The sequence below is a fragment of the Streptomyces sp. NPDC056580 genome, assembly GCF_042793175.1.
Taxonomy (GTDB): domain Bacteria; phylum Actinomycetota; class Actinomycetes; order Streptomycetales; family Streptomycetaceae; genus Streptomyces.
Window position 1 is genome coordinate 508375 of record NZ_JBHTVE010000001.1, and the last position, 24602, is coordinate 532976.

A 24602-nucleotide genomic window follows, 5' to 3' on the forward strand; every position below is an offset into this window, starting at 1 on the left:
GCTACGGGCTAAGGCTCAGGCGGCCGTGTCCGCGTAGCGGCGGACGACCGGCGCCAGGTAGTCGACGTGCGGCCCGTCCAGTTCCGCCGGACCGGCCGTCGGGCGGATCAGTGCGATCCGGTCGAACTCGGGCTCGCGGCCCCGGCCGGCCTCCGCGCTCACCAGATGCGCGTACCGGTCCAGCAGTTCCCGGGCGGGACACGGCGGGGCCAGGAACATGACGCCGACACTGCCTCTCGCCCCACGGGTGGTCAGCCACAGGGTCAGGGACCCGGCGGCGGTGCCGGAGCCGGTCTCCTCGGCCAGCTCGCGCGCCGCGTGCCGGCGCAGGCCGTCGAGGTCCAGCCCGGCTTCCCCGTCCGGTGGTTCGACGGTGCCGCCGGGAAGCTGCCAGCGCCCCGGTGCCGCGGTCGAGGCGGCCATCCGCCCCACCAGCAGGCGCCCGTCCTCGGACGGCTGCAGCACGGAGACGAACAGGGAGGCGACCGGCGGCGCGTCCGGCACCCCGCGCAGCGCGCGGTACCGGTAGGTGGCCCGGGCCCACGACAGCACCAGACCGTCCCGCCCGTCCCGTTCCAGCCCCGTCAGCGCGGCCACCGGACCGTCGAAGAGCGCCGGGTTCGCCCGTACCGCCTCCTCCCACCGGCGGTCCATGGCCGACCTGTGCGCCGGGGACAGCCCGGGCGCCGCGGTCTCGACGAGCCGGATGCGCGGGGCGTCCAGCAGTTCCACCCGGCCGGCCCCCGTCACAGCACCGCCAGCGGATCGTCCAGCACCGGCTGCCAGGCCAGCTCCGCCGCGCCCACCAGGCTGTTGTGGTCCAGGGTGCAGGCCAGGACGGGCACGCCGCCGCTCTGCCCCCACAGACTGCGGTCGGCGACGACCGCGCGCAGCCGTCCGGGGTCGGCGTCGAGCAGGGTGCGGTGCAGGCCGCCGAGGATGATGCGGTCGGGGTTGAGGATGTTGACCAGACCGGCCAGGCCCAGCCCGAGGCGGTCGATCAGGGCCTCGGCCGCGGTGCGCACGGCCGGGTCGGTGTACTGGTTGCGCAGCATGTCGTTGGCCTGCTTCAGCAGGGAGACCTCCGGGCCCGGGTCGCGGCCCGCCTCGACGAGCAGGGCCAGCGGGTCCGTCTCGACGTCCAGGCAGCCCCGGCTGCCGCAGTGGCAGGGCCGGCCCTCCGGGTTGACGGTGAGGTGCCCGACCTCCAGGGCGAGCCCTGAACTCCCGGTGTGCAGGCGGCCGTCGAGGACCAGGGCGCCGCCCACGCCCCGGTGTCCGGTGGCCACGCACAGCAGGTCCCGGGCGCCCCGGCCGGCCCCGTGCCGGTGCTCGGCGAGCGCGGCGAGGTTGACGTCGTTGGCGGCGAAGGCGGGGCCGGTGATGCCTGCGGCGCGCACGCATTCGGCGAAGATCCGGCGGACCGGTGCGCCCGCCGGCCAGGCCAGGTGGAGGGGGTTGAGGGCCAGGCCGTCGGGCTCGGCGACGGCGGAGGGCACGGCGAGTCCGGCGCCCACGCAGCGGCGGCCGGTGGTGCGCAGGAGTTCGGCGCCCGCGTCGACCACGGAGCCGAGCACCTTCGCCGGGTCGGCGTCGACGGTCTCGCAGCCGGGCGCCGTCGCCACGATCCGCCCGCCGAGGCCCACCAGCGCGGCCCGGAAGCCGTCGGCGTGGACCTGGGCGGCGAGCACCACCGGGCCGTCCTCGGCGACCTCGAGACGGTGCGAGGGACGCCCCTGGGAGCCGGCCGCCGCACCCGGCCGGGCGTTCACCCGGATCAGCCCGAGCGCCTCCAGCTCGGCCGCCACCGCACCGGCGGTCGCCCGGGTGACCCCGAGTTCGGCGGTGAGCACGGCCCGGGTCGGCGCGCGCCCGGTGTGCACGAGCTGCAGCGCGGGTCCGAGCGCGCCGCGCCCCCGGTCCAGCCGCGCTCTCGACGTGGTCCCGTCCCCCGCTCCGCGGGGGTCCGCCTTGCCGCTCATGAGGGCGAGTCTCCCATGATCCGCGGTCCTCGTGGCCCGGGCCTCGGTCTACAGTCCGCTGACCCGCAGGGTGATGTTCAACCGCCCGGTCAGCCCGAGTTCCGGCGGCGCCGTGCCCGGGTGCACCCGCGGCACCCCGTGGAAGGCGAGGCGGGACGGCCCGCCGAACACGAACAGGTCGCCGCTGCGCAACTCGACGTCCGTGTACGGCCTGGTGCGGGTCTCGGTGTTGCCGAACCGGAAGACGCAGGAGTCGCCCAGGCTCAGCGACACCACCGGCGCGTCCGACCGCTCGTCGCTGTCGCGGTGCATGCCCATGCGGGCGTCGCCGTCGTAGAAGTTGACCAGCGCGATGTCGTACGGCTCCGCCGGGAGCGCCCGCGGGCCGAGCGCGTCGGCCACGGCGCTGCGGGCCAGTTCGTCCAGCCAGGCCGGGAACGGTTTCACGGGCGCGCCGTCGCCGTCGACGGCGGTGGGCGCGTAGCCGTACGGGTACCAGTGCCGGCCGAGGCACACCTGCCGGGCGCTCATCGTGCCGCCGCCGGGTGTGCGGACGGTGCGCAGGCCGGCCGGGGGCCTGGCCCACTCGCGGCAGGCGGCGAGCAGCGCGCGCCGGCGTCCGGCGGGCAGCCAGCCTGGGACGTGCACGGCGCCCGGCGCGACGCGGGCCGGCTCCCTGGCGAACAGCGCGGCATCCGTGCCGTCCATGCCGTCGATGCCTTCCATGCCTTCCATGTCCTCCATGCCATCCATCCTGCCCGAACGGTCGTGAGCTGCGGCTCGGCTAGCCTGGAGCGCGATGAACGACCGTATGACGACGCCATGGGGCGGGTTCGAGCTGTCCCGCTTCCCCGAGGATCCCCGCGACCGGCTGCGCGCCTGGGACGCCTCCGACGCCTACCTGCTGCGGCACCTGGCCGAGGAGGGGGTGCCGCTGACGGGCACGGTCGTGGTGGCCGGCGACCGCTGGGGCGCGCTGGTCACGGCGCTCGCCCGGTACCGGCCGACGCAGATCACCGACTCCTTCCTCACTCAGGAGGCGACCCGGGCGAACCTGGCCCGGGCGGGCGTCGAACCCGGTGCCGTGCGCCTGCTGACCACGCAGGACCCGCCGCCGGAGCGGGTGGACGTGCTGCTCGTCCGGGTGCCGAAGAGCCTGGCCTTGCTGGAGGACCAGTTGCTGCGGCTCGCGCCCGCCGTGCACGCGGACACGGTGGTGGTCGGCACCGGCATGGTGAAGGAGATCCACACCTCCACGCTGAGCCTGTTCGAGCGGATCCTCGGGCCGACCCGTACCTCGCCGGCCCGGCAGAAGGCCCGGCTGATCCTCTGCTCCCCGGACCCCGCCCTGGAGCGGCCCGCCAACCCGTGGCCGTACGGCTACGACCTCCCCGACGACGTCGGCCCGGTCTCCGGGCGCCCGGTCGTGAACCACGCGGGGGTCTTCTGCGCCGACCGGCTCGACATCGGCACCCGCTTCTTCCTGCGGCACCTGCCGGCCGGGCCGGGCGCCGGGCGGGTGGCCGATCTCGGCTGCGGAAACGGCGTGGTCGGCACGGCGATGGCGCTGGCCGATCCGGCGGCGGAAGTGCTGTTCGTGGACGAGTCGTTCCAGGCCGTGGCCTCCGCGGAGGCGACGTACAAGGCCAACGGGGTGCCCGGGCACGCGGAGTTCCGGGTCGGGGACGGGCTGGCCGGGGTGGCGCCCGGCAGTGTGGACCTCGTGCTGAACAACCCGCCGTTCCACTCCCACCAGGCGACCACCGACGCCACGGCCTGGCGGATGTTCACCGGGGCGAAGCGTGCGCTGCGCCCCGGCGGCGAGCTGTGGGTGGTCGGCAACCGGCATCTGGGCTACCACGTCAAGCTGAAGCGGCTGTTCGGCAACAGCAGGCTGGTGGCGAGCGACCCGAAGTTCGTGGTGCTGAAGGCGGTCAAGCGGGGCTGACCTCCCGGTCCGCGGGGGAGAGCGCGGCCCGGCCGCCGGCCGGGACCCCGGTGTTCAGGGAGTCCGTCCGCCGGCCGGGACCGCGGTGGCTCGGGGCCGCTTCCCGGGCCGTCGCGTCGTGGCCGGCCTGGACTAGGGTCGCCGGGAACACGGAGAACGGAGGCCGCCGATGTCCCGGGACGCCCGCTGGAAGGTGCTGCTGGAACTGCTCGTCGAGCGCGGTCGGCTGGAGGTCGAGGAGGCGGCGGCCGAGCTCGGGGTGTCGGCGGCCACGATCCGCCGGGACCTCGACCGGCTCGCCGAACAGCAGATGCTGGTGCGCACCCGGGGCGGGGCGGTGGTGCACGGGGTGTCGTACGAGCTGCCGTTGCGCTACAAGACGGCCCGCCGCGCCTCCGAGAAGCAGCGGATCGCCAAGGCGGTGGCGGACCTCGTGGCACCGGGCGAGGCGGTGGGGCTGACCGGGGGCACGACCACCACCGAGGTGGCCCGCGCGCTCGCCGTGCGCGGCGATCTGGGCGCCGGCTCACCCGCCCTGACCGTCGTGACCAACGCGCTGAACATCGCCAACGAGCTGGCGGTACGGCCCCAGTTCAAGATCGTGGTGACCGGCGGGGTCGCGCGTCCGCAGTCCTACGAGCTCATCGGTCCGCTCGCGGACGGGGTGCTGGGCCAGGTCACGCTGGACGTGGCGGTGCTCGGCGTGGTCGCGTTCGACCTCACGCACGGCGCGGCCGCGCACGACGAGGCGGAGGCCGCGATCAACCGGCTGCTGTGCGAACGCGCCGAGCGGGTGGTCGTGGCCGCCGACTCCAGCAAGCTGGGCCGGCGGGCCTTCGCCCGGATCTGCGCGGCGGAGCTGGTGGACACGCTGGTCACGGACACGGCGGTGGCCCAGGACACCGCGCGCCGCTTCGAGGAGGCGGGGATCCGGGTCCTGGCGGTGTGAGGCGCCGGGCGGAGGCCCGCCGCAGCGTGCCGCGCGCCGTCCCGGACTCAGTAGCCGCTGCGGTCCGCCTTCACGAATCCGGCGCCGCGCTGGTCGTTGCAGCCGGACATCGCCCGGCCCTCCGGGTCCGGCCAGGACTGCTGGGCCTGCAGGGCCACGCTCACCAGGGTCAGCAGCAGGTCGACGTCGCTGGCCGCGTCGAGCCGGAGGGTGACCCACGGCGACCCCGGCACGATCCGGACCGCGCCCGCGGCCTTCAGGTCCTTGGCGAACCGCCGGACGGCCCGGTCGGTCAGCCGCAGGTCGACGTCCCGGTCCGAGTGGAAGTGAACGATCTCGCCCCCGGCCGAGTCGACCGCCTCTCCCGTGCCACAGCTCGGGACGGCTCGTCTCAGATCCGGCCAGGTCGCCAATTGCGCGAGCGCGCGCGAGGCCAACGTCATGGGGCCATCATGACTTGCTCACCCGTCGGCAACCAGCCAGTGCGCAAGCATTAACCGACCTGTATCCGCTCGGATTTCCCCCCTTTCCCCGCATAGCCTCCACGAACGGACATATGGCGATGTGCAGTTGGAGCGATCGCCGTCCGCTCTCCGGCGCCGCTCCCGGCGGCCGGGCCACGGCACGACCGAGAAGAGACCCGGCAGCGGACGGGTTCGGTCAACTGGGCGCGTCTGCGGTGGAGTCGCACTCGATCAACGCCCCGTACGCTGCCTCGCGTGACGACACGGGCACCCGGGGAAGCGGGAGTCGCCGGCGTGACCATGGCGGTGCCGGGAGCACTCAGCGGCTGCGGCGGGGACGACGGGCCGAGCACGCCGGAGAAGGAACCGGGCCGGAAGTGCGCGGGACGGGTGGCGGCGGACAGCGTGGATCTGCGGCTGGACGAGGAGACCACGGCCAAGGCGATCGCCACCCGGCACCCGGACGGACAGGGGCAGTGCTTCGTCAGCGCCCGCGGAAGGCCAACCGGTTCGAGCCGTTCGCCCTGGCGGTCCAGGCCGGCGGGTGAGGGCACATCGGACGGCGCACGCGAGGCGGCGCCGCCACGGACCGGGAAACGGAGCCGCCATCGCCGCGGCCCGAGGCGTCCCGGGGCGACCGGTGGCTCTTGCATCAATTCGGCGGACGCCCGTAGCCTGCGTTTGTGCCGCAAATAAACAAAACCCGAACGCACAGCGTCGTGCCGGGTCACGGGCTCACGCGTCTTCGCGCCGCGATCACGGCCTTCTTCGCCCTGGACGGATTCGTCTTCGCCGGCTGGGTCGTCCGCATCCCCGACATCAAGGAGCAGACGCACGCCTCCGCCGCCACCCTGGGGCTCGCACTGCTCGGCGTCTCCGCGGGGGCCGTCCTCACCATGACCATGACCGGCCGGCTGTGCCGGCGCTACGGCAGCCACCCGGTGACCGTCGTCTGCATGACCGTCCTGGCGCTGAGCGTCGCTCTGCCGCCGCTCACCCACTCGGCACCGGCGCTGGGCGCCGTGCTGCTGCTCTTCGGGGCGGCCTACGGCGGAGTCAACGTCGCGTTCAACAGCGCCGCCGTCGATCTGGTGGCGGCCCTGCGCCGGCCGATCATGCCCACCTTCCACGCGGCCTTCAGCCTGGGCGGCATGATCGGCGCCGGACTCGGCGGACTGGTGGCCGGCTCGCTCTCCCCCACCCGGCATCTGCTGGGCATCACCCTGCTCGGGCTGCTGGTCACGGCCGCCGCCGGGCCCACCCTGCTGCGGCACGAGCCACCTGCGCCGCCCGAGCGCCCGGAATCGGAGCCCGGCGGCGCCGCGCGGCGCCCCCAGGGCGGGAAACGCGCGCTGGTCGTCGTCTTCGGCCTCATCGCCCTGTGCACCGCCTACGGCGAGGGCGCCATGGCCGACTGGGGCGCCCTGCACCTCCAGGAGGACCTCGCGGCCTCCGCGGGCACGGCGGCCGCCGGCTACTCGCTCTTCGCGCTGTCCATGACGATCGGGCGGCTGACCGGGACGGCCCTGCTGCTGCGCCTCGGGCGGGCCCGGACCGTGGTCGCCGGCGGCGCCACCGCGGCCGCCGGGATGCTGCTCGGCTCGCTCGCACCCTCGGTGTGGGCGGCGCTGCTCGGCTTCGCCGTCACCGGACTCGGCCTCGCCAACCTCTTCCCGGTGGCGGTGGAACGAGCCGGCGCGCTGACCGGCCCGTCCGGTGTGGCCGTCGCCTCCACCCTGGGCTACGGCGGCATGCTCCTCGGACCGCCCGCGATCGGCTTCATGGCCGACTGGCTCTCCCTGCCCGCCGCGCTCACCAGCGTGGCCGTCCTGGCCGCCGTCGCCGCGGTCATCGGGGCGACGACACGGCGGGCGCTTAGCGGCTGAGCACGACGGCGGGCGCTGAGCGGCTGAGCACGACGGCGGGCACCGGCGTCCGCCCGCCCTTGCCCATCCGCCCGCCCTCTCCCCTCCCCCACCCGCACGACTGCGCGAAACCGGTCCCCGCGAACGCGCTCCGTCCGGCAGACTCACCGCCATGGAGACCGCCGAGTTCCTTCGCACACTGGACCGGGAAGGCCGGCTGCTGGCCGCGGCCGCCGATCGGGCGGGTGCGGACGCCAAGGTGCCGACGTGCCCGCAGTGGCAGATGCGGGACCTGCTGCGGCACACGGGCGCGGTGCACCGCTGGGCGGCCGCGATTGTCGCCGACGCGCACACCGCTCCGCGTCCCCTCGGCGACGGCCCGGAGCTGGACGGGGCCGAGCTGGTCGCCTGGTACCGGGACAGCCACCGCCGGCTGGTGGAGACGCTGGCCGGCGCCCCGGCCGGTCTGGAGTGCTGGACCTTCCATCCCGCGCCCAGCCCGTCCCCGCTTGCCTTCTGGGCCCGGCGGCAGGCCCATGAGACGACCGTCCACCGGTACGACGCGGAGGCGGCCCGAGGCGGCCCGGCGTCCCCGGTCGCCGCGGGGTTCGCCGCGGACGGCGTCGACGAGCTGCTGCGCGGCTTCCACGCCCGGGCCAGGAGCCGGGTCCGCACACAGCGGCCGCGCGTGCTGCGGGTACGCGCTACGGACGCGGGCGCGGACGCCGTGTGGACGGTACGCCTGTCCGACGGCCCGCCGGTCACGTCGAGGGACGCGGACGGTCAGGCGGACGCCGAACTGACCGGGACGGCCGAGCGGCTGTACCTGGGACTGTGGAACCGGGTGCCGGTGCCCGACGCGACGGGTGACCGCGCGCTCGCCGCGCTGTGGCGGGAGACGTCCGGGATCTGACCCGCCGTCAGTCCGGCTCGGCGGCGAGCATACGGCCGAGCACCGCGCGCTGCACCGGCCGCACCTCGTCGTGCAGCGCGCGCCCCTTCGCGGTGAGGGCCACCCGGACCCCGCGCCGGTCCTCCTCGCACATGGCCCGGCGCACCAGGCCGTCCTTCTCCAGGCGCCCTATCAGGCGGGACAGCGCGCTCTGGCTGAGATGCACCCGCTCGGAGATCTCCTGCACACGGTAGGCGCAGCCGCCGTCCGCCGCCGCGCCTTCGGCGAGCACGTCGAGCACCTCGAAGTCGCTGGCGCACAGGCCGTGTCCGTGCAGGGCGCGGTCCAGCTCGCACTGGGTGCGGGCGTGCAGGGACAGGATGTCGCGCCACTGCTCCACGAGCGCGTGCTCGGCCTTCTTCGCCGTCATGGGCGCACCGTAGCAGAGGAACGCAATTGTTGCGCCGTAATTAAATGCGCTTGCATTCGATGCACGCGCATGTAGCCTCGCCGCATGACCTCTCCGCTCATCACCCCCGCCGCCGAGGGACGCTGGACCTCCCGGCTGTGGGGCACCCTGCTGGTGCTGTGCGCCGCGATGTTCCTGGACGCGCTCGACGTGTCCATGGTCGGCGTCGCACTGCCGTCCATCGGCGCCGACCTCCATCTGTCCACGTCGACCCTGCAGTGGATCGTCAGCGGTTACATCCTGGGCTACGGCGGACTGCTCCTGCTCGGCGGCCGCACGGCCGACCTGCTGGGCCGGCGCCGGGTGTTCCTGGTGGCGCTCGGCGTCTTCGCGCTGGCCTCGCTGCTCGGCGGGCTCGTGGACTCCGGTCCGCTGCTGATCGCCAGCCGCTTCGTCAAGGGGCTGAGCGCGGCCTTCACCGCGCCGGCGGGCCTGTCGATCATCACCACGACGTTCCCCGAGGGGCCGCTGCGCAACCGCGCGCTCTCCATCTACACCACCTGCGCCGCCACCGGGTTCTCCATGGGCCTGGTCCTCTCCGGCCTGCTCACCGAGGCCAGTTGGCGCCTCACCATGCTGCTGCCCGCTCCGGTGGCGGTGCTCGCCCTCCTCGCCGGCCTCCGGCTGCTGCCCCGCAGCGCCCGGGAGGAGAACCACGCGGGCTACGACGTCCCGGGCGCCGTCCTCGGCACCGCGTCGATGCTGCTGCTGGTCTTCACCGTGGTCCAGGCGCCTCAGGCCGGCTGGGCCTCGGCCCGCACGCTGCTGTCCTTCCTGGCCGTCGCCGCCCTGCTGACCTCGTTCGTCCTCGTCGAGCGGCGGTCGCCGAGCCCGCTCATCCGCCTCGGCGTGCTGCGCTCGGGCAGCCAGCTCCGCGCCCAGCTCGGCGCGGTGGCCTTCTTCGGCTCCTACGTCGGCTTCCAGTTCCTGACCACCCTGTACATGCAGTCGCTGCTCGGCTGGTCGGCGCTGCACACGGCGCTCGCCTTCCTGCCGGCGGGCGCGCTGGTAGCGGTCTCCTCGGCGAAGGTCGGCGCGATCGTCGACCGGTTCGGCACCCCTCGGCTGATCGCGGCCGGCTTCGCCTTGATGGCCACCGGGTACGCGCTGTTCCTGCGGGTCGACCTGGACCCGGTGTACGCGGCCGTGATCCTGCCGTCGATGCTGCTGATCGGCGCGGCCTGCGCGCTGGTCTTCCCCTCGCTCAACATCCAGGCCACCAACGGGGTCGAGGACCACGAGCAGGGCATGGTCTCCGGGCTGCTCAACACCTCGGTGCAGGTGGGCGGCGCGGTCTTCCTGGCGGTCGTCACGGCCGTGGTGACCGCGGCCGCGCCCGACGCGCCCACCGCGCGAGCCGTCCTGGACAGCTACCGGCCCGGTTTCGTGGTGGTCACCGGCATCGCCCTGGCCGGCCTGCTGATGACGCTCACCGGACTGCGCGGGCGCCGCGGCCTGCCGTCGATCGTCGTCGCCCGGTCCACCGTCGAGGAGGCCGAAGCGGAACGCGTGCCGGTCCGCGACTAGGCACCGGACAACGCCCCCGGATGTGCCCGGCGGGGGCCGACGCTCCCGCCGGGCGCCCTTCGACCCGCACCGGGCGCCTGGCGCTCAGCCCAGCCAGCCCGGCCGGACCAGTCCCGACTCGTAGGCGAGCACGACGAGTTGTGCGCGGTCACGGGCGCCCAGTTTCACCATGGTGCGGCTCACGTGGGTCTTGGCCGTGAGCGGGCTGACCACCAGCCTGCGGGCGATCTCGTCGTTGGACAGGCCGATGCCGACGAGCGCCATCACCTCCCGTTCCCGTTCGGTGAGCCGGGTGAGGCCACCGACGGCCGCGGGCTCCTTGGAACGGGCCGCGAACTCGGCGATGAGACGCCGGGTGACGCCCGGGGAGAGCAAGGCGGCGCCCTCGACCACCGCCCTCACCGCGCGCAGCAGTTCGTCCGGCTCGGTGTCCTTCACCAGGAAGCCGGAGGCGCCCGAGCGGATGGCCTCGAAGACGTACTCGTCCAGTTCGAAGGTGGTGAGCATGACCACCTTCACCTCGGACAGCTCCGGGTCCCCGGTGATGCGCCGGGTCGCGGCGAGCCCGTCCAGCAGGGGCATGCGGATGTCCATCAGCACGACGTCGGGCCGCAGTTCGCGCACCCGGCGCAGGGCCTCCGCGCCGTCCGCCGCCTCACCGGCGACCCCGATGTCCGGCTGCGCGTCGAGCAGCGCCCTGAAACCGGCCCGCACGAGCGACTGGTCGTCGGCGAGCAGTACCCGGATCACTGGTCCTCCCCGGTGTGCGAGGGCAGTACGGCGAGCACCCGGAAACCGCCGTCGGGTCGCGGGCCCGCCTCGATGGCGCCACCGAGCGCCGCCGCCCTCTCCCTCATGCCGGCCAGCCCGTTGCCGCTGCCGCCGGCGTCGGCCCCGGCCGGCGGCCCGTCGTCGTCGATCCGCAGCCGCAGTCCGCCGCCGCCGTGCTCGAACCGCACCCGGGCCCGCCGGGAGCCGGAGTGCCGTACGACGTTGGTCAGGGCCTCCTGCACGATGCGGAAGGCCGCGAGATCGGCGCCGGGCGGCAGCCGCGGCGGCTCACCCTCGATCTCGACGGCCAGTCCGGCGGCCGCCGCCTGTTCGGCCAGTTCGGGAAGCCGGTCCAGGCCCGGGGCGGGGGCGCGCGGCGCGGCGCCGGGGGCGCGCAGGGTGTCGAGGACCTGGCGCACCTCACCGAGCGCCTCCTTGCTGGCCGCCTTGATCGTGGTGAGCGCCGCGCGGGCCTGCTCGGGATCGCTGTCCAGCAGCGCGAGGCCCGCGCCGGCCTGGACGTTGATCACGGAGATGCTGTGCGCGAGCACGTCGTGCAGTTCGCGGGCGATCCGCAGCCGTTCGGCGTCCGCGCGCCGCTGGGCGGCCTGGGCGCGGTCCGCGCGCTCCCGCGCCCACTGCTCGCGCCGCACCCGCGTCAGTTCGCACACCGCGGCGACCGCCAGCACCCAGGTGATCACCACGGTCTCCTGGCCCGGGCCCGCCGCCGCGTCGCCCGCCGGCGGCAGCCACCGGTAGAGCCAGAGCGTGATCAGCGCGTGCCCCGCGCACAGCAGGCCGAGAGCCGTCCAGGCGGCCCGCCGGCGCCCGGCCACGACGGCGCTGAAACAGCCGACCACCACGGTCAGGAGGACCGGTCCGTAGGGGTAGCCGGCGCCGGTGTAGAGCAGGACAGCCGCCGCCGTGCCGAAGACGACGCCCACCGGCCGGCGCCGCCGCCACAGCAGCAGGACCGAGGCGACGAGCAGCAGCACGCGCGCGTACCCGTCCAGCGGGACGCGCTGCGGCTGCCCCTGCGCGCCGAAGGCCGTGCCGACCAGCACGAAGACGGTGATCAGGGCCGTCGAACGCCACGGCAGGCGGGAGTCGCGCGGCTCGGCGTCGCCGCCGGAGCCGCTCCACCGGGCGGGCCCGTACCGCCACCGGTGCGAGGGGCCGTGTCCGCGCTGCTCTTCCATGCCCGCCACGCTAGACGCCCACCACGCCCCGGGCCGTCAGCCGGACGTGGTGGTCGCGCGTACTCCCCGGGGAGTACGCGCGACCACCGCCCAGGGGGCTGCGGCTGGGCGGGTCCGTCCGCCGCTCGCGGGAGGCGGGCTTCGGCGCCCGCAGCAGCATCCGGGGCCTTGAGACGTGCGGCCCGGAGCCCGACGAACGGGCGGCCGGGCTCGCGCGGGACGTCGGGTCCCGGCCGGCCGGAAGCCCCCCGTCGAGGCCGGCCGGGTCTCAGGAACGGGCCATCAGGCCCACGCTCGCGGCGAGTCGCGTCGCCGCGTGCCGGAAGAAGGCTTCCCGGTCCTCGACCACCCGGTTGAACTGGCCGAACACCTCGAAGCCGACCAGTCCGTACAGCTGGGCCCAGGCCGCCACCAGGGCCGCCGCCGTCTCCGGGGGCAGGTCGGGCGCGAGGTCGGCCGCCAGCCGCTCGGCCTCGGGGCGCAGCTCGGCGGGCAGGGGCAGTTCGGCGAGGCCGCCGGCGCCGTATGCGTCGCGGACGACGCCGATGAGGAGCAGGCCGACGCGCGCGGCGGCCGGCACGGTGGTCTGCGGGGCGGAGTAGCCGGGCACCGGCGAGCCGTAGATCAGCGCGTACTCGTGCGGACGGGCCAGGGCCCACCCGCGCACCGCCTCGCACACCGCCGTCCATCGCCGTACCGGGTCCGCGCCGGGCACCGCCGCGTGGGCGGCCTCGGCCGCCTCGCCGAGGGAGTCGTACGCGTCGATGATCAGCGCGGTCAGCAGGTCGTCCCGGCTGGGGAAGTACCGGTAGAGCGCGGAGGAGACCATGCCCAGTTCGCGGGCGACGGCCCGCAGCGACAGCTTGGCCGCTCCCTCCTCCGCGAGCTGTCTGCGCGCGGCGTCCTTGATGGCCGCCGTCACTTCGGTCCTGGCTCGCGCGCGGGCGCCCTGTGCGGTGCTCATGGCAGCAGTGTGCCACGGAGTCGGAGCAGTGCACACAAACGAGAGCACCGAACAAAAAAGAGAGCACCGCTCTTGCCATGGAACACCCGCCTGCCCCAGACTGGAATCAACCGAGAGCACTGCTCTCCCGGATTGTGGGGGTCACCATGTCGTCGTCTTCTTCGCCGTATTACCTCAAGGGCAGCCCGCTGAACGTCCGGCTCAACGGGGTCGTCGGCTGGCTCGCACGGCACGGGATCAGCCTCGCGGGAAGCGCCGAGATGTCCGTGCGCGGCCGCAAGAGCGGCCAGATGCAGCGCGTCCCGGTCAACCCGCACGCCTACGAGGGCGCGCAGTACCTCGTCTCGGCGCGCGGCCACTCCCAGTGGGTGCGCAACATGCGGGTCGCCGGCGGCGGTGAGCTGCGGGTGGGCCGCCGGGTGCGGGCGTTCACCGCGGTGGAGCTCCCCGATGCCGAGAAGCTCCCGATCCTGCGGACCTATCTGGAGAAGTGGGGCTGGGAGGTCAATCAGTACTTCGGGGGCGTGACCGCCAAGTCCTCCGACGAGGAGATCCTCGCTGCGGCCGGCGACCACCCCGTCTTCCGGATCACCGTCACGGAGTGACGGTGTCCTGCGCCGCCTCGGCCGCGGCCGGGGCCCGGCCCCGGTCGAACGCGGTCAGGGCACGCTGCGCCAGCGGGTGCGAGCGGACCAGCTCGCCCAGGGACGTCGAGCCCTGGGTGATGTCCTTGAAGGCCTTCCACGCGGGACGGAAGCCGGTGAGGACCGCGTGGAACACGCCGGGACGGCGTTCGAACGCGGCCAGCATCCGCTTGCCGACGCTCATCTCGACGCCGAGCCCCGCCTTGATCGCGAACGCGTAGTTCAGCGCCTGGCGACGGGCGTCCACGGCGTCGTGCGCCTCGGCGATCCGGACCGCCCACTCCCCGGCCAGCCGGCCCGAGCGCAGCGCGAAGGAGATGCCCTCCCGGGTCCACGGCTCCAGCATCCCCGCCGCATCACCGCAGACCAGCACCCGGCCGCGGGAGAGCGGCGAGTCGTCGGCGCGGCAGCGCGTGAGGTGCCCGGAGGAGATGCTCGGCTCGAAGCCGGCCAGCCCCAGCCGGGCGATGAAGTCCTCCAGGTACCGCTTGGTGGCGGCGCCCTCGCCGCGCGCCGAGATCACACCGACCGTCAGGGTGTCGCCCTTGGGGAAGACCCAGCCGTAACTGCCCGGCATGGGGCCCCAGTCGATGAGCACGCGTCCCTTCCAGTCCTCGGCGACCGTCTCCGGGACCGGGATCTCCGCCTCCAGGCCGAGGTCGACCTGGTCCAGCTTCACGCCGACGTGCGCGCCTATGCGGCTGGCGCTGCCGTCGGCGCCGACGACGGCGCGGGCCAGCACCGTCTCCCCGCCCTGGAGCACCACGGCGACGGTGCGCCGGTCGGGCACCGCCGAGCCGTGCTGCTCGACCCGCTGCACGGCGACGCCGGTGCGCAGCTCGGCGCCCGCCTTCTGCGCGTGCTCGACGAGCTGCTGGTCGAACTCGGGCCGGTTGATCAGACCGAACAGCATCTGCCGGGAGCGGCGGGTGCGGGTGAAACGGCCGTTGTGGGAGAAGGTCACCGCGTGCACGCGGTCCCGCAGGGGCAGCTCGAAGCCGGGCGGCAGCGAGTCGCGGGACGGTCCGATGATGCCGCCGCCGCACGTTTTGTAGCGTGGCAGCTCCGCTTTCTCCAGCAACAGCACGCGCCGTCCCGCGACCGCTGCCGCGTAGGCCGCCGACGCCCCCGCGGGTCCCGCGCCCACCACGACGACGTCCCACACCCGCTGCACGTCGTCCGCCGAAGAGTTCTCGCCGCTCACGATGGTCGTCTGCTCCGATCAAGCCGCTGCCGCACTGTCCCCCGCATCCTACGGCGACGATCACGGCGGGCCACTGTGGGAGGATCGGTGTACTCACCCGGTACAACGTCGCACCCACGAGGAGCGTGCCCATGTCGTCGAATCCGGTCGCCGAGACCGTCGCCTCCCTGCTGCCCAGGGCGAAGACGGAGCTGGCCGAGCTGGTCGCCTTCAAGTCGGTGGCGGACTTCGCGCAGTTCCCGAGGAGCGAGAGCGAGGGCGCCGCGAACTGGATCGCCGAGGCCCTGCGCGCCGAGGGATTCGTGGACGTGGCCCTGCTGGACACCCCGGACGGCACGCAGTCGGTGTACGGCTTCCTGCCGGGTCCGGAGGGTGCAAAAACGGTTCTGCTGTACGCCCACTACGACGTCCAGCCCCCGCTGGACGAGGCCGGCTGGGCCACTCCGCCGTTCGAGCTGACCGAGCGGGACGGCCGCTGGTACGGCCGTGGCAGCGCCGACTGCAAGGGCGGTGTGATCATGCACCTGCTCGCGCTGCGCGCGCTCAAGGCGAACGGCGGCGTCCCGGTGAACGTCAAGGTGATCGTCGAGGGCTCCGAGGAGCAGGGCACGGGCGGCCTGGAGCGCTACGCCGAGCAGCACCCCGAACTGCTGCGCGCGGACACGATCGTGATCGGCGACGCGGGCAACTTCCGGGTCGGCCTGCCCACGGTCACCACCACCCTGCGCGGCATGACCCTGTTGCGGGTGCAGATCGACACCCTCGCCGGCAACCTGCACTCGGGCCAGTTCGGCGGCGCCGCCCCGGACGCGCTCGGCGCGCTGGTCCGGGTCCTGGACTCGCTGCGCGCCGAGGACGGATCGACCACGGTCGACGGGCTCGACGCCACCGCGCGGTGGGAGGGCCTGGAGTACACCGAGGAGCAGTTCCGCACGGACGCCAAGGTGCTGGACGGCGTGGGGCTGATCGGCGACGGTTCGGTCGCCGACCGCATCTGGGCCCGCCCGGCGGTCACGGTCCTCGGCATCGACTGCCCGCCGGTCGTGGGCGCCACCCCGTCGGTGCAGGCCGGCGCCCGGGCGCTGATCAGCCTGCGGGTGCCGCCGGGCGTGGACGCGGCCGAGGCCACCAAGCTGCTGCAGGCGCACATCGAGGCGCACACCCCGTGGGGCGCCCGGGTCACCACCGAGCAGATCGGTCAGGGACAGGCCTTCCGCGCCGACACCTCCAGCCCGGCCTACCAGGCGATGGCCGACGCGATGGCGGTCGCCTACCCCGGCGAGACGATGAGCTACGCCGGCCAGGGGGGCTCCATCCCGCTGTGCAACACCCTCGCCGGCCTCTACCCGCAGGCGGAGATCCTGCTCATCGGCCTGAGCGAGCCCGAGGCGCAGATCCATGCGGTCAACGAGAGCGTGTCCCCCGAGGAGCTGGAGCGGCTGTCCGTCGCCGAGGCGCTGTTCCTGACCAACTACGCGGCGGGCTGACGCTTCTGCCCGCGGCAGAGCGCCCTGGCCACCGGGCGGGGGCGCCGCCTACGGTCGGCGCATGGAAGTCGTCGAACTGCTCCCCCGCCTGCACCTGCTGCGCTTCCCGGTCGGCCAGGCCTATCTCTGGCGCGACGGCGACGAGCTGACGCTGGTCGACGCCGGGGCGATCGGCGCGGGCCGTGCGATCGCCGAGGCCGTCACGGCGCTGGGCCGCTCCCCAGGGGACGTGCGGCGGATCGTGCTGACCCATTTCCACGAGGACCACGCCGGCGGGGCGGGCGAGTTCGCCGCGCTGAGCGGCGCCGAGGTGTTCGCGCACGAGCTGGACGCGCCGTTCGTGCGGGGTGAACGGCCGGGCCCGGCGCCGAGGTTCGAGGACTGGGAGGTACCGGTCCACGCGGAGGCGTCACGGCGCCTGCCGCAGGGTGAACCACGGCGCCCCCGGCAGGTCTCGGCGCTGTCCGACGGCGCGGTGCTCGGCTTCGGCGGCGGCGCTCGGGTGCTCCACGTCCCCGGTCACACGGACGGCAGCATCGCCCTGTTCGTCCCCGACGAGGGCGTGCTGTTCACCGGCGACACGGTGGCCGCCTCGCCGGTGGACGGATCGGTCATGCCGGGCGTGTTCAACCTGGACCGGCCGCGACTGCTGGAGTCCCTGCGCCGGCTGGCCGCGCTCGACTCGGAGCTGGCCTGCTTCGGCCACGGCGAACCGGTGGTGGGCGGGGCGTCGGCCGCCCTGAGGAGAGCGGCCGACGGCGAGCGCCCCGCCGGCTGACGGCGAGGGCCGCGAGGACGCCGGAGACGTCAGGCCGCCCGGCCCACGACCGGTACGCCGGCCTCCAGATACAGCGCGGTCCCCCGCTCCCGGGCCCGGAGCGCCCAGCGCAGCCGCTCGTAGCGCACCGGCGGCAGCATGCCGGCGGCCTCCCGCTCGGTCGCGAACCGCCAGCCGCGCAGCTCCGGCCCCGGCAGCAGCATCCGGGCAGCCTCGGCGGAGTCCAGCCTGCCGCCGTCGAAGAGCAGGCGCAGTCCGCCGTAGCCGGGCGGGGCGGGCCGCTCCCAGTCCACGACCAGCAGCCTGGGCACCTCCCGCAGCTCTATGCCGGTCTCCTCGGCCACCTCGCGCATCCCGGCCCGGGCGGGGGCCTCCCCGCGCTCGACGACTCCGCCGGGGAACTCCCAGCCCGGCTTGTAGGTGGGGTCGACGAGCAGCACCCGGTCCTGCTCGTCGAAGAGCAGCACACCGGCGGCGAGGGTCTCCGCGGTGGGCTCCGGGGTCTGCACGATGTCGACAGGGGGAACGGCGCCGCTGCCCACGGCGTCGGCGATGCGGACGGCGGTCTGGTAGGGGGTGAGGTCGCTCGAGTCCACGAGGTGGGCGTCGGCGGTGAGCCAGGAGGCTAGGGCCGCGCGGTAGGGCTCGAGGTGGCCGTAGGCCCACTGCCGTTGCCGCGCAGCCCCGTCGGGCGGGTCCGGCGGGAACTCGCGAGCGGCCACGCGTTCCCGCAGGATCGTTTCCGCCGGGGCGAGCAGCAGATGCCGTACGGGGATGCGGCGTGCGGCGAGTCCGCCGAAGATCTCGTCGCGGTACTCCTGGCGCAGCAGGGTCATGGGAACGACGAGCGTGCCGCCCAGCTCGGCGAGCATCGCGGCCGCCGTGTCGATCACGAGCCGGCGCCAGATCGGCAGGTCCTGGAAGTCGCCGACCTCGGCGAGGCGCTTGGGCGGCAGCAGGTGCGGGAGCGCCGCGCCGATGACCTCGGGGTCGAAGAGCGTGCTGTTCGGGATCAGTTCGATCAGTTCCCGTGCGGTCGTGGTCTTCCCCGCACCGAACGCGCCGTTGATCCAGACGACGGTCACGGACTCCCCCTCTTCTGTTGGCCCCCTGTGGCTTGCCCGCTCCACCCTGCCACGGAAACCACGTCCAGTTGAGGGCACGCACACGCCAGTGCCGGTGCCTCCCGCGAGGATGACACCGGCACTTCGACCCGGGGCCCGGGGCTACTTCCTGCCCCGGGCGTCCTCCGCCACGGCCAGGGTGGCCTGGTTGACGAGGTGGTCCACGTCGCCCAGCGTGTTGGTGAGCTCGAAACCACGGGCGGGCTGCTGGTCCGCGGCGTGGGACGGCGTGACGGCGGCCACCACGAATCCGGTGGCGAGGGAGGCGATGGCGAGCATGCTGCGCTTCTTCATGCCCTGTTCAACTGCCGGAACCGCCCGGGGGTCACGCGGATGCGCCCGGACGGCCGATCTGCTGCCCGGCGCCCGCCGAGGACCGCGCGATCCGGATCGCCCGGGACCGGAACGCCGCGCTCGGCGATGCGCGATCCGAGACCCGATTCGACCGTCGCCGCCCGGCCCGCCGGCCGCCGCCCGGCCCGGCGGCGGCGCCGACCTCGCACCGCGGGCCCGGGCGGGGAGCCCGTGGGGGTTCGAGACGCACATCGTCGGCGGGGCCGAGGTCGTGCACGCGTTCCGGTGAGCCCGCGACCGCCGGCCCCGGCACGGGCGGTCTCAGACCCCCGCCGCCGTCGGGTCCGGAAGGCGGGACAGCGCGGCCGCGGCGGCGCCGACCAGACCCGCGTCCGTGCCCATCCGGGCCGGGGCGACCGTCAGCCGCTGCACGAAGGAGAGAGTCGCGTAGTCGGTCAGCGCCTTGCGCAGGGGCGTGAGGAGGATATCGCCGGCCTTGCCGACGCCGCCGCCGATCACGGCGATGTCGATCTCCACCAGGGTCGCGGTGGCCGCGATGGCGGCGGCCAGGGCCTGCGCCGCCCGTTCGAAGGAGGCCACGGCCACCGGGTCGCCGGCCCGGGCGGCGGCGGCCACCGCGGCGGCGGAGGTGTCCCCGTCGGGGCCGGGCCGCCAGCCCCGCTCCAGGGCCCGGCGGGCGATGTTGGGGCCGCTGGCGATGCGCTCGACGCAGCCGCGGGCGCCGCACGGGCAGGGATCGCCGTCGAGGTCGACGCTGATGTGCCCGATGTGCCCGGCGTTGCCGGTCGGACCGGGATGCAGTCGCCCGCCCAGCACCAGACCGCCGCCGACGCCCGTGGAGACCACCATGCACAGCGCGTTGTCGTGGCCCCGGGCGGCGCCCTGCCAGTGCTCCGCCGCGGTGATCGCCACCCCGTCGCCGATCAGCTCGACGGGCAGCCCGCCGGTGGCCGCCCGCACCCGCTCGACCAGCGGGAAGTCACGCCAGCCCGGCACGTTCACCGGACTCACGGTGCCCGCCGAGGCGTCCACCGGGCCCGCGCTGCCGATGCCGACCGAGCCGGCCCGTCCCCACAGCGGGGAGCCGGTGAGATCGCCGAGGACTCCCTCGACGGCCCGCATGACCGTTTCTCCGTCCTGCTGGGCCGGAGTCGCGCGCTGGGAACGCGCCTGGATCCGTCCCTGACCGTCCACCAGCGCGCCGGCGATCTTGGTGCCGCCGATGTCCAGGGCCGCCACGAGGTCGGTGTACATCAGAGTCAGATCTCCCCGTTGATGCTCGACAACCAGACAGACGCAGGCCGGACGGGCGGTGGGGGCGCGGACCGGCAGACAGCGATGGACAGTCTCTCGCGCATCTGACAACGTTGTCCAGGCTCTATGCTCGACGCCACATCCTCATACAGACCTTCGAACGCCGCAGCCGCCCTACCGCAAACCCCCCGGACCCAGGACAGGACACCGCATCGTGCCCGAGACCACCCGCCGCGCAGACCGCATCCCCGGGAACCGTTACGGCAACCGCCCGACGATGAAGGACGTGGCGGCCCGGGCCGGGGTGGGCCTGAAGACGGTGTCCCGCGTGGTCAACGGCGAGCCCGGCGTCACCCCGGACACCGAGCGCCGGGTGCAGGAGGCGATCGAGGCGCTCGGTTTCCGCCGCAACGACAGCGCGCGCGTGCTGCGCAAGGGCCGCACCGCCAGCATCGGCCTGATCCTGGAGGACCTCGCCGACCCCTTCTACGGGCCGCTGAGCCGTGCCGTCGAGGAAGTGGCCCGCGCCCACGGCGCCCTGCTGATCAACGGCTCGAGCGCCGAGGACCCGGAGCGCGAGCAGGAGCTGGCGCTGGCGTTGTGCGCGCGCCGGGTGGACGGCCTCGTGATCATCCCTGCCGGGGACGACCACCGCTATCTGGAACCGGAGCTGCGGGCGGGTGTGGCGACCGTGTTCGTGGACCGGCCGGCCGGGAAGATCGACGCCGACGTCGTTCTCTCCGACAACCACGGCGGCGCCCGGGACGGCGTGGCCCACCTGATCGCGCACGGCCACCGCCGGATCGGCTTCATCGGCGACATGCCCCGCATCCACACGGCGGCGGAGCGGCTGCGCGGTTACCGGGCGGCCATGGAGGACGCCGGGATACCCGTCGAGGACACCTGGATGTCCCTCGGCGCCACCGATCCGGAGCGGGTGCGCCGGGCGGCCGAGGAGATGCTCTCCGGCCCCTCCCCCGTCACCGCGATATTCACCGGCAACAACCGGGTGACGGTCACCGTGATCCGGGTCCTCGCCGGGCGGATCCGCCCGGTCGCCCTCGTCGGATTCGACGACATCGAGCTGGCCGACCTGCTCCAGCCGGGCGTGACGGTGGTCGCCCAGGACGCGGCCGCGCTCGGCCGGACCGCCGCCGAGCGCCTCTTCCGCCAGCTCGACGGCTCCCTCGTCGCGCCGGACCGCATCGAGCTGCCGACCCGGCTGATCACCCGCGGCTCCGGCGAGCTGCCGCCGGCCCGCTGAGCCGGGCCGGCGCGGCGCCGCGGGCGCGGGACCCCGCTACGAGGCCGAAGCCGTGAGGTCACCGCGGCGGGGCGTCGCGAAGCCCTCAAGAGCGGCCCGGGTCAGTCCGCTGAGCCGGGACACCTCCGCGACGTCGAGGGCGCCGCAGTCCAGGCCGCGCAGGAGGTAGCCGCTGAGGGCCTTGGCGGTGGCGGGCTCGTCCATGACGTCGCCGCCGGCCCGGTCGGCGTAGCGGGCGAGGCGGGCCGCCGCCTGCTCGAAGCCCTCCCGGTAGAAGGCGAAGACGGCGGCGTAACGGGTCGGGATGTGACCCGGGTGCATGTCCCAGCCCTGGTAGTAGGCGCGGGCCAGGGCGCGCCGGGTGAGACCGTAGTGCAGGCGCCAGGCGTCGTGGACCTTCTCGGTCGGGCCGACCGGGAGCACGTTGGTGGAGCCGTCCGAGACGCGCACCCCGGTGCCCGCGGCCGCGACCTGCATCACCGCCTTGGCGTGGTCGGCGGCGGGGTGGTCACTCGCCTGGTGGGCGGCGGAGACGCCGAGGCAGGCGCTGTAGTCGAAGGTGCCGTAGTGCAGCCCGGTGGCCCGGCCCCCGGCGGCCTGGATCATCCGGGCCACGGTGGCGGTGCCGTCGGCGGCGAGGATGGACTGGCTGGTCTCGATCTGGATCTCGAAACCGAGGCGGCCGGCCGCCAGTCCGTGGGCCTTCTCGAAGGCCTCCAGCAGACGCGCGAACGCGCCGACCTGCTCGGCGTACGTCACCTTGGGCAGGGTCAGCACGAGCCCGTCGGGGAGCCCGCCGTGCTCCATCAGCCCGGTGAGGAACACGTCGAGGGTGCGGATGCCCCGGTCGCGCACCGCGGCCTCCATGCACTTCATGCGGATGCCCATGTACGGGGCGGCCGTTCCGTCGCGGTAGGCCTGCGCGATCAGGCGGGCCGCGCGCGCGGCGGCCTCGTCCTCCTCGTCGTCCGGGCGGGGGCCGTAGCCGTCCTCGAAGTCGACGCGCAGGTCCTCCACCGGCTCTCGCTCCAGCTTGGCGCGGACACGGGAGTACACCGGCTCGGCGAGTTCGTCGGACAGCCCCAGCACCGCGGCGAAGGATGCGGCGTCGGGGGCGTGTTCGTCGAGCCCCGCGAGGGCCCGGTCGCCCCAGGAGCGGATGGTGCCGGCATCGAAGACGTCACCGGGGACGTACACCGTGTGGACGGGCTGCCGGGTACCGGGGTCACCCGGGTAGCGGCGCGCCAGTTCCGCGTCGACCGCCGCGAGGGAGGCGCTGACCTCCTCGCTGACGGCGCCCGCGAGGCTCGTGGCCACCTTCTCCTGCTGACCCATCCCACACCCTCCAATTTTCCGCTCTACGGAATCAACAATCCGTAGAACGAAGTTATCCGGGGTGCTTCCCGCCGGTCAACACCCCGCGAGGCCGTCCGGCACCGGTCCGAGCGCTTCCAGCATGCACCGAGGCCCCCGTGACCGCGCCGGTCACAGGGGCCTCGTGGAGCGAGGGGAACTCAGCCCTTGCGGGTCTTGATCTCCTCGGTGAGCTGCGGGACGACGTCGAAGAGGTCGCCGACCACGCCGTAGTCGACCAGGTCGAAGATCGGGGCCTCGGCGTCCTTGTTGACGGCCACGATCGTCTTCGAGGTCTGCATGCCGGCGCGGTGCTGGATCGCACCGGAGATGCCGTTGGCGATGTAGAGCTGGGGCGAGACCGACTTGCCGGTCTGGCCGACCTGGTTGGTGTGCGGGTACCAGCCCGCGTCCACCGCGGCGCGCGAGGCGCCGACGGCCGCGCCGAGGGAGTCGGCGAGCGCCTCGATGATCGAGAAGTTCTCGGCGCCGTTGACGCCGCGGCCGCCGGAGACCACGATCGCGGCCTCGGTCAGCTCCGGGCGGCCCGTCGACTCACGCGGCGTACGGCCGGTGACCTTGGTGCCGGTGGCCTTGTCCGAGAAGGACACGGACAGGGCCTCGACCGCGCCCGCGGCCGGGGCGGCCTCCACGGCGGCCGAGTTCGGCTTGACCGTGATGACCGGGGTGCCCTTGGAGACACGGGACTTGGTGGTGAAGGACGCGGCGAACACCGACTGGGTGGCCACCGGGCCCTCGTCGCCGGCCTCGATGTCGACGGCGTCGGTGATGATGCCGGAGCCGATGCGCAGCGCCAGACGGGCGGCGATCTCCTTGCCCTCGGCGGAGGACGGGACCAGCACGGCGGCCGGGGAGACGGCCTCGACCGCGGCCTGCAGGGCGTCCACCTTCGGGACGACCAGGTAGTCGGCGTACTCGGACGCGTCGTGGGTGAGGACCTTCACCGCGCCGTGCTCGGCGAGGGCGGCGGCGGTGTCGGCGGCGCCGTTGCCCAGCGCGACGGCGACGGGCTCGCCGATGCGGCGGGCCAGGGTCAGCAGCTCCAGGGTGGGCTTGCGGACGGCACCGTCCACGTGGTCGACGTAGACGAGGACTTCAGCCATGGGATTGCACTCCTGCGTAACGAAGTTGAGGGGCGGTCAGCGGGGCGAGCCCTTAGATGAACTTCTGGCTCGCGAGGTACTCGGCGAGCTGCTTGCCGCCCTCGCCCTCGTCCTTGACGATGGTGCCGGCCGTGCGGGCCGGACGCTCGTTGGCGGCCTCGACCTTGGTCCAGGCACCCTCCAGGCCGACCTCCTCGGCCTCGATGTCCAGGTCGGACAGGTCCCAGGACTCCACCGGCTTCTTCTTCGCCGCCATGATGCCCTTGAAGGACGGGTAGCGCGCCTCGCCCGACTGGTCGGTGACGGACACGACGGCCGGAAGGGAGGCCTCGAGCTGCTCGCTGGCGGCGTCGCCGTCGCGGCGGCCCTTGACCGTGCCGTCCTCGACCGAGACCTCGGAGAGCAGCGTGACCTGCGGGACGCCGAGACGCTCGGCGACCAGCGCCGGGACGACGCCCATGGTGCCGTCGGTGGAGGCCATGCCGGAGATCACGAGGTCGTAGCCGGCCTTCTCGATCGCCTTGGCCAGCACCAGGGAGGTGCCGATGGCGTCGGTGCCGTGCAGGTCGTCGTCCTCGACGTGGACGGCCTTGTCGGCGCCCATCGACAGGGCCTTGCGGAGCGCGTCCTTGGCGTCCTCGGGACCGATGGTCAGCACGGTGACCTCGGCGTCGTCCGCGTCCTCCGCGATCTGCAGCGCCTGCTCGACCGCGTACTCGTCCAGCTCGGAGAGCAGACCGTCCACGTCGTCGCGGTCGACGGTCAGGTCATCGGCGAAGTGCCGGTCGCCAGTGGCGTCGGGCACGTACTTAACAGTGACAACGATCCTCAAGCTCACGCCGGCTCTCCTACTGCATCGTCATTTCCGGGCTGCCTCTCGGAGGCAGCATAGGCGCCTCGAGCGGCCGATCCCGGCCAGGGCGTCCGCGCGCTCCGACCGAAATATTACTCGTCAGTACACCCAGTTCCTGCCCGCTAAGCAAGCGCTTTGAACTGTGACCTTCGCAACGCAGCGTAACCGGAAT

The 24602-nt window shown here is 74.1% G+C and carries 24 protein-coding genes; 9 read left to right on the plus strand and 15 right to left on the minus strand.

The genetic code is table 11. From position 1 onward, the window contains the following. Window positions 1-15: 15 nt before the first annotated feature. From ACFQ9Z_RS02360 to ACFQ9Z_RS02370, 3 genes are read right to left on the minus strand one after another with little or no spacing between them, the layout of a single operon-like run. Window positions 16-750 carry an NUDIX hydrolase gene (locus tag ACFQ9Z_RS02360; RefSeq protein ID WP_383009762.1) on the minus strand — a complete coding sequence of 245 codons (735 nt, stop codon included), beginning with the start codon at window positions 748-750 and terminating at the stop codon, window positions 16-18. After that, window positions 747-1982, minus strand: a complete 1236-nt coding sequence (locus tag ACFQ9Z_RS02365) for an ROK family protein (RefSeq protein WP_383009764.1) — start codon at window positions 1980-1982, stop codon at window positions 747-749. Before ACFQ9Z_RS02365 ends, ACFQ9Z_RS02360 begins: the two co-directional genes overlap by 4 nt. Window positions 1983-2030: 48 nt before the next feature. Then, window positions 2031-2726 (minus strand): alpha-ketoglutarate-dependent dioxygenase AlkB family protein, encoded by a 696-nt coding sequence (locus ACFQ9Z_RS02370; RefSeq protein ID WP_383009766.1) that lies wholly within the window; start codon window positions 2724-2726, stop codon window positions 2031-2033. A gap of 67 nt (window positions 2727-2793) precedes the next feature. Here ACFQ9Z_RS02370 and ACFQ9Z_RS02375 point away from each other — a divergent pair, with 67 nt between their 5' ends. Further along, the gene (locus ACFQ9Z_RS02375) at window positions 2794-3930 is read left to right on the plus strand and encodes a methyltransferase (protein WP_383010302.1); all 1137 of its coding nucleotides are present in this window, start codon (window positions 2794-2796) and stop codon (window positions 3928-3930) included. Between the two features lie 169 nt (window positions 3931-4099). After that, window positions 4100-4879 carry a DeoR/GlpR family DNA-binding transcription regulator gene (locus ACFQ9Z_RS02380; protein ID WP_383009768.1) on the plus strand — a complete coding sequence of 260 codons (780 nt, stop codon included), beginning with the start codon at window positions 4100-4102 and terminating at the stop codon, window positions 4877-4879. Window positions 4880-4926: 47 nt separating this feature from the next. On the opposite strand, the gene ACFQ9Z_RS02385 is transcribed toward ACFQ9Z_RS02380, so the two are convergent. After that, window positions 4927-5322 (minus strand): luciferase family protein, encoded by a 396-nt coding sequence (locus ACFQ9Z_RS02385; protein ID WP_383009770.1) that lies wholly within the window; start codon window positions 5320-5322, stop codon window positions 4927-4929. 740 nt (window positions 5323-6062) lie between these two features. On the opposite strand from ACFQ9Z_RS02385, the gene ACFQ9Z_RS02390 reads away from it, so the two are divergent. Next, on the plus strand, window positions 6063-7229 hold the full coding sequence (locus ACFQ9Z_RS02390; protein ID WP_383009772.1) for an MFS transporter: 1167 nt from the start codon (window positions 6063-6065) through the stop codon (window positions 7227-7229). 151 nt (window positions 7230-7380) lie between these two features. Next, on the plus strand, window positions 7381-8121 hold the full coding sequence (locus tag ACFQ9Z_RS02395; RefSeq protein WP_383009774.1) for a maleylpyruvate isomerase family mycothiol-dependent enzyme: 741 nt from the start codon (window positions 7381-7383) through the stop codon (window positions 8119-8121). Between the two features lie 7 nt (window positions 8122-8128). On the opposite strand, the gene ACFQ9Z_RS02400 is transcribed toward ACFQ9Z_RS02395, so the two are convergent. After that, window positions 8129-8530, minus strand: coding sequence for a MarR family winged helix-turn-helix transcriptional regulator (locus ACFQ9Z_RS02400; RefSeq protein WP_383009776.1), 402 nt, complete (start codon window positions 8528-8530; stop codon window positions 8129-8131). Between the two features lie 84 nt (window positions 8531-8614). Between ACFQ9Z_RS02400 and ACFQ9Z_RS02405 the strand changes: the two genes are divergently transcribed. After that, window positions 8615-10096, plus strand: a complete 1482-nt coding sequence (locus ACFQ9Z_RS02405; RefSeq protein WP_383009778.1) for an MFS transporter — start codon at window positions 8615-8617, stop codon at window positions 10094-10096. A gap of 84 nt (window positions 10097-10180) precedes the next feature. On the opposite strand, the gene ACFQ9Z_RS02410 is transcribed toward ACFQ9Z_RS02405, so the two are convergent. The 3 genes from ACFQ9Z_RS02410 to ACFQ9Z_RS02420 all read right to left on the minus strand — a co-directional run bounded on the left by ACFQ9Z_RS02410 (window position 10181) and on the right by ACFQ9Z_RS02420 (window position 13030). Then, on the minus strand, window positions 10181-10846 hold the full coding sequence (locus tag ACFQ9Z_RS02410; RefSeq protein WP_383009780.1) for a response regulator: 666 nt from the start codon (window positions 10844-10846) through the stop codon (window positions 10181-10183). Beyond that, window positions 10843-12066, minus strand: a complete 1224-nt coding sequence (locus ACFQ9Z_RS02415; RefSeq protein WP_383009782.1) for a sensor histidine kinase — start codon at window positions 12064-12066, stop codon at window positions 10843-10845. Before ACFQ9Z_RS02415 ends, ACFQ9Z_RS02410 begins: the two co-directional genes overlap by 4 nt. Before the next feature lie 268 nt (window positions 12067-12334). Then, a complete protein-coding gene (locus ACFQ9Z_RS02420; protein WP_383009784.1) occupies window positions 12335-13030 on the minus strand; it encodes a TetR/AcrR family transcriptional regulator in 696 nt (231 codons plus the stop codon). Between the two features lie 146 nt (window positions 13031-13176). Here ACFQ9Z_RS02420 and ACFQ9Z_RS02425 point away from each other — a divergent pair, with 146 nt between their 5' ends. Beyond that, window positions 13177-13635 (plus strand): nitroreductase/quinone reductase family protein, encoded by a 459-nt coding sequence (locus ACFQ9Z_RS02425; RefSeq protein WP_383009786.1) that lies wholly within the window; start codon window positions 13177-13179, stop codon window positions 13633-13635. Here ACFQ9Z_RS02425 and ACFQ9Z_RS02430 read toward each other — a convergent pair. Further along, the gene (locus tag ACFQ9Z_RS02430) at window positions 13625-14878 is read right to left on the minus strand and encodes a geranylgeranyl reductase family protein (protein ID WP_383009788.1); all 1254 of its coding nucleotides are present in this window, start codon (window positions 14876-14878) and stop codon (window positions 13625-13627) included. The genes ACFQ9Z_RS02425 and ACFQ9Z_RS02430 overlap by 11 nt on opposite strands. A 131-nt stretch (window positions 14879-15009) precedes the next feature. Between ACFQ9Z_RS02430 and ACFQ9Z_RS02435 the strand changes: the two genes are divergently transcribed. Together ACFQ9Z_RS02435 and ACFQ9Z_RS02440 are read left to right on the plus strand one after the other, a co-directional pair. Next, on the plus strand, window positions 15010-16365 hold the full coding sequence (locus ACFQ9Z_RS02435; RefSeq protein ID WP_383009790.1) for a dipeptidase: 1356 nt from the start codon (window positions 15010-15012) through the stop codon (window positions 16363-16365). A gap of 61 nt (window positions 16366-16426) precedes the next feature. Then, window positions 16427-17143 (plus strand): MBL fold metallo-hydrolase, encoded by a 717-nt coding sequence (locus tag ACFQ9Z_RS02440; protein WP_383009792.1) that lies wholly within the window; start codon window positions 16427-16429, stop codon window positions 17141-17143. 29 nt (window positions 17144-17172) lie between these two features. Here ACFQ9Z_RS02440 and ACFQ9Z_RS02445 read toward each other — a convergent pair whose 3' ends face one another. The 3 genes from ACFQ9Z_RS02445 to ACFQ9Z_RS02455 all read right to left on the minus strand — a co-directional run bounded on the left by ACFQ9Z_RS02445 (window position 17173) and on the right by ACFQ9Z_RS02455 (window position 19836). Beyond that, complete coding sequence (locus ACFQ9Z_RS02445; RefSeq protein ID WP_383009794.1) at window positions 17173-18228, minus strand: NUDIX domain-containing protein; 1056 nt, start codon at window positions 18226-18228, stop codon at window positions 17173-17175. Between the two features lie 141 nt (window positions 18229-18369). After that, a complete protein-coding gene (locus ACFQ9Z_RS02450; RefSeq protein ID WP_383009796.1) occupies window positions 18370-18561 on the minus strand; it encodes a hypothetical protein in 192 nt (63 codons plus the stop codon). 321 nt (window positions 18562-18882) lie between these two features. Continuing rightward, window positions 18883-19836 carry an ROK family protein gene (locus tag ACFQ9Z_RS02455; protein WP_383009798.1) on the minus strand — a complete coding sequence of 318 codons (954 nt, stop codon included), beginning with the start codon at window positions 19834-19836 and terminating at the stop codon, window positions 18883-18885. A gap of 214 nt (window positions 19837-20050) precedes the next feature. Between ACFQ9Z_RS02455 and ACFQ9Z_RS02460 the strand changes: the two genes are divergently transcribed. After that, window positions 20051-21100: a LacI family DNA-binding transcriptional regulator gene (locus ACFQ9Z_RS02460; protein WP_383009800.1), complete on the plus strand. Its 1050-nt coding sequence runs from the start codon at window positions 20051-20053 to the stop codon at window positions 21098-21100. Between the two features lie 36 nt (window positions 21101-21136). On the opposite strand, the gene ACFQ9Z_RS02465 is transcribed toward ACFQ9Z_RS02460, so the two are convergent. The 3 genes from ACFQ9Z_RS02465 to ACFQ9Z_RS02475 form a co-directional block, all read right to left on the minus strand. Continuing rightward, window positions 21137-22435: a DUF6986 family protein gene (locus ACFQ9Z_RS02465; protein ID WP_383009802.1), complete on the minus strand. Its 1299-nt coding sequence runs from the start codon at window positions 22433-22435 to the stop codon at window positions 21137-21139. 179 nt (window positions 22436-22614) lie between these two features. Continuing rightward, entirely contained in the window at window positions 22615-23577 is a 963-nt protein-coding gene (locus tag ACFQ9Z_RS02470; protein WP_383009804.1) for an electron transfer flavoprotein subunit alpha/FixB family protein, read from the minus strand. Between the two features lie 52 nt (window positions 23578-23629). Beyond that, complete coding sequence (locus ACFQ9Z_RS02475) at window positions 23630-24415, minus strand: electron transfer flavoprotein subunit beta/FixA family protein (protein WP_143628890.1); 786 nt, start codon at window positions 24413-24415, stop codon at window positions 23630-23632. Window positions 24416-24602: the final 187 nt, after the last annotated feature.

Coding starts and splice junctions, on each gene's coding strand:
- ACFQ9Z_RS02365 (WP_383009764.1), bottom strand. CDS start 1,982: ATGAGCGGCAAGGCGGACCCCCGCGGAGCGGGGGACGGGACCACGTCG.
- ACFQ9Z_RS02370 (WP_383009766.1), bottom strand. CDS start 2,726: ATGGAGGACATGGAAGGCATGGAAGGCATCGACGGCATGGACGGCACG.
- ACFQ9Z_RS02375 (WP_383010302.1), top strand. CDS start 2,794: ATGACGACGCCATGGGGCGGGTTCGAGCTGTCCCGCTTCCCCGAGGAT.
- ACFQ9Z_RS02380 (WP_383009768.1), top strand. CDS start 4,100: ATGTCCCGGGACGCCCGCTGGAAGGTGCTGCTGGAACTGCTCGTCGAG.
- ACFQ9Z_RS02385 (WP_383009770.1), bottom strand. CDS start 5,322: ATGACGTTGGCCTCGCGCGCGCTCGCGCAATTGGCGACCTGGCCGGAT.
- ACFQ9Z_RS02395 (WP_383009774.1), top strand. CDS start 7,381: ATGGAGACCGCCGAGTTCCTTCGCACACTGGACCGGGAAGGCCGGCTG.
- ACFQ9Z_RS02400 (WP_383009776.1), bottom strand. CDS start 8,530: ATGACGGCGAAGAAGGCCGAGCACGCGCTCGTGGAGCAGTGGCGCGAC.
- ACFQ9Z_RS02405 (WP_383009778.1), top strand. CDS start 8,615: ATGACCTCTCCGCTCATCACCCCCGCCGCCGAGGGACGCTGGACCTCC.
- ACFQ9Z_RS02415 (WP_383009782.1), bottom strand. CDS start 12,066: ATGGAAGAGCAGCGCGGACACGGCCCCTCGCACCGGTGGCGGTACGGG.
- ACFQ9Z_RS02420 (WP_383009784.1), bottom strand. CDS start 13,030: ATGAGCACCGCACAGGGCGCCCGCGCGCGAGCCAGGACCGAAGTGACG.
- ACFQ9Z_RS02425 (WP_383009786.1), top strand. CDS start 13,177: ATGTCGTCGTCTTCTTCGCCGTATTACCTCAAGGGCAGCCCGCTGAAC.
- ACFQ9Z_RS02435 (WP_383009790.1), top strand. CDS start 15,010: ATGTCGTCGAATCCGGTCGCCGAGACCGTCGCCTCCCTGCTGCCCAGG.
- ACFQ9Z_RS02440 (WP_383009792.1), top strand. CDS start 16,427: ATGGAAGTCGTCGAACTGCTCCCCCGCCTGCACCTGCTGCGCTTCCCG.
- ACFQ9Z_RS02450 (WP_383009796.1), bottom strand. CDS start 18,561: ATGAAGAAGCGCAGCATGCTCGCCATCGCCTCCCTCGCCACCGGATTC.
- ACFQ9Z_RS02455 (WP_383009798.1), bottom strand. CDS start 19,836: ATGTACACCGACCTCGTGGCGGCCCTGGACATCGGCGGCACCAAGATC.
- ACFQ9Z_RS02465 (WP_383009802.1), bottom strand. CDS start 22,435: ATGGGTCAGCAGGAGAAGGTGGCCACGAGCCTCGCGGGCGCCGTCAGC.
- ACFQ9Z_RS02470 (WP_383009804.1), bottom strand. CDS start 23,577: ATGGCTGAAGTCCTCGTCTACGTCGACCACGTGGACGGTGCCGTCCGC.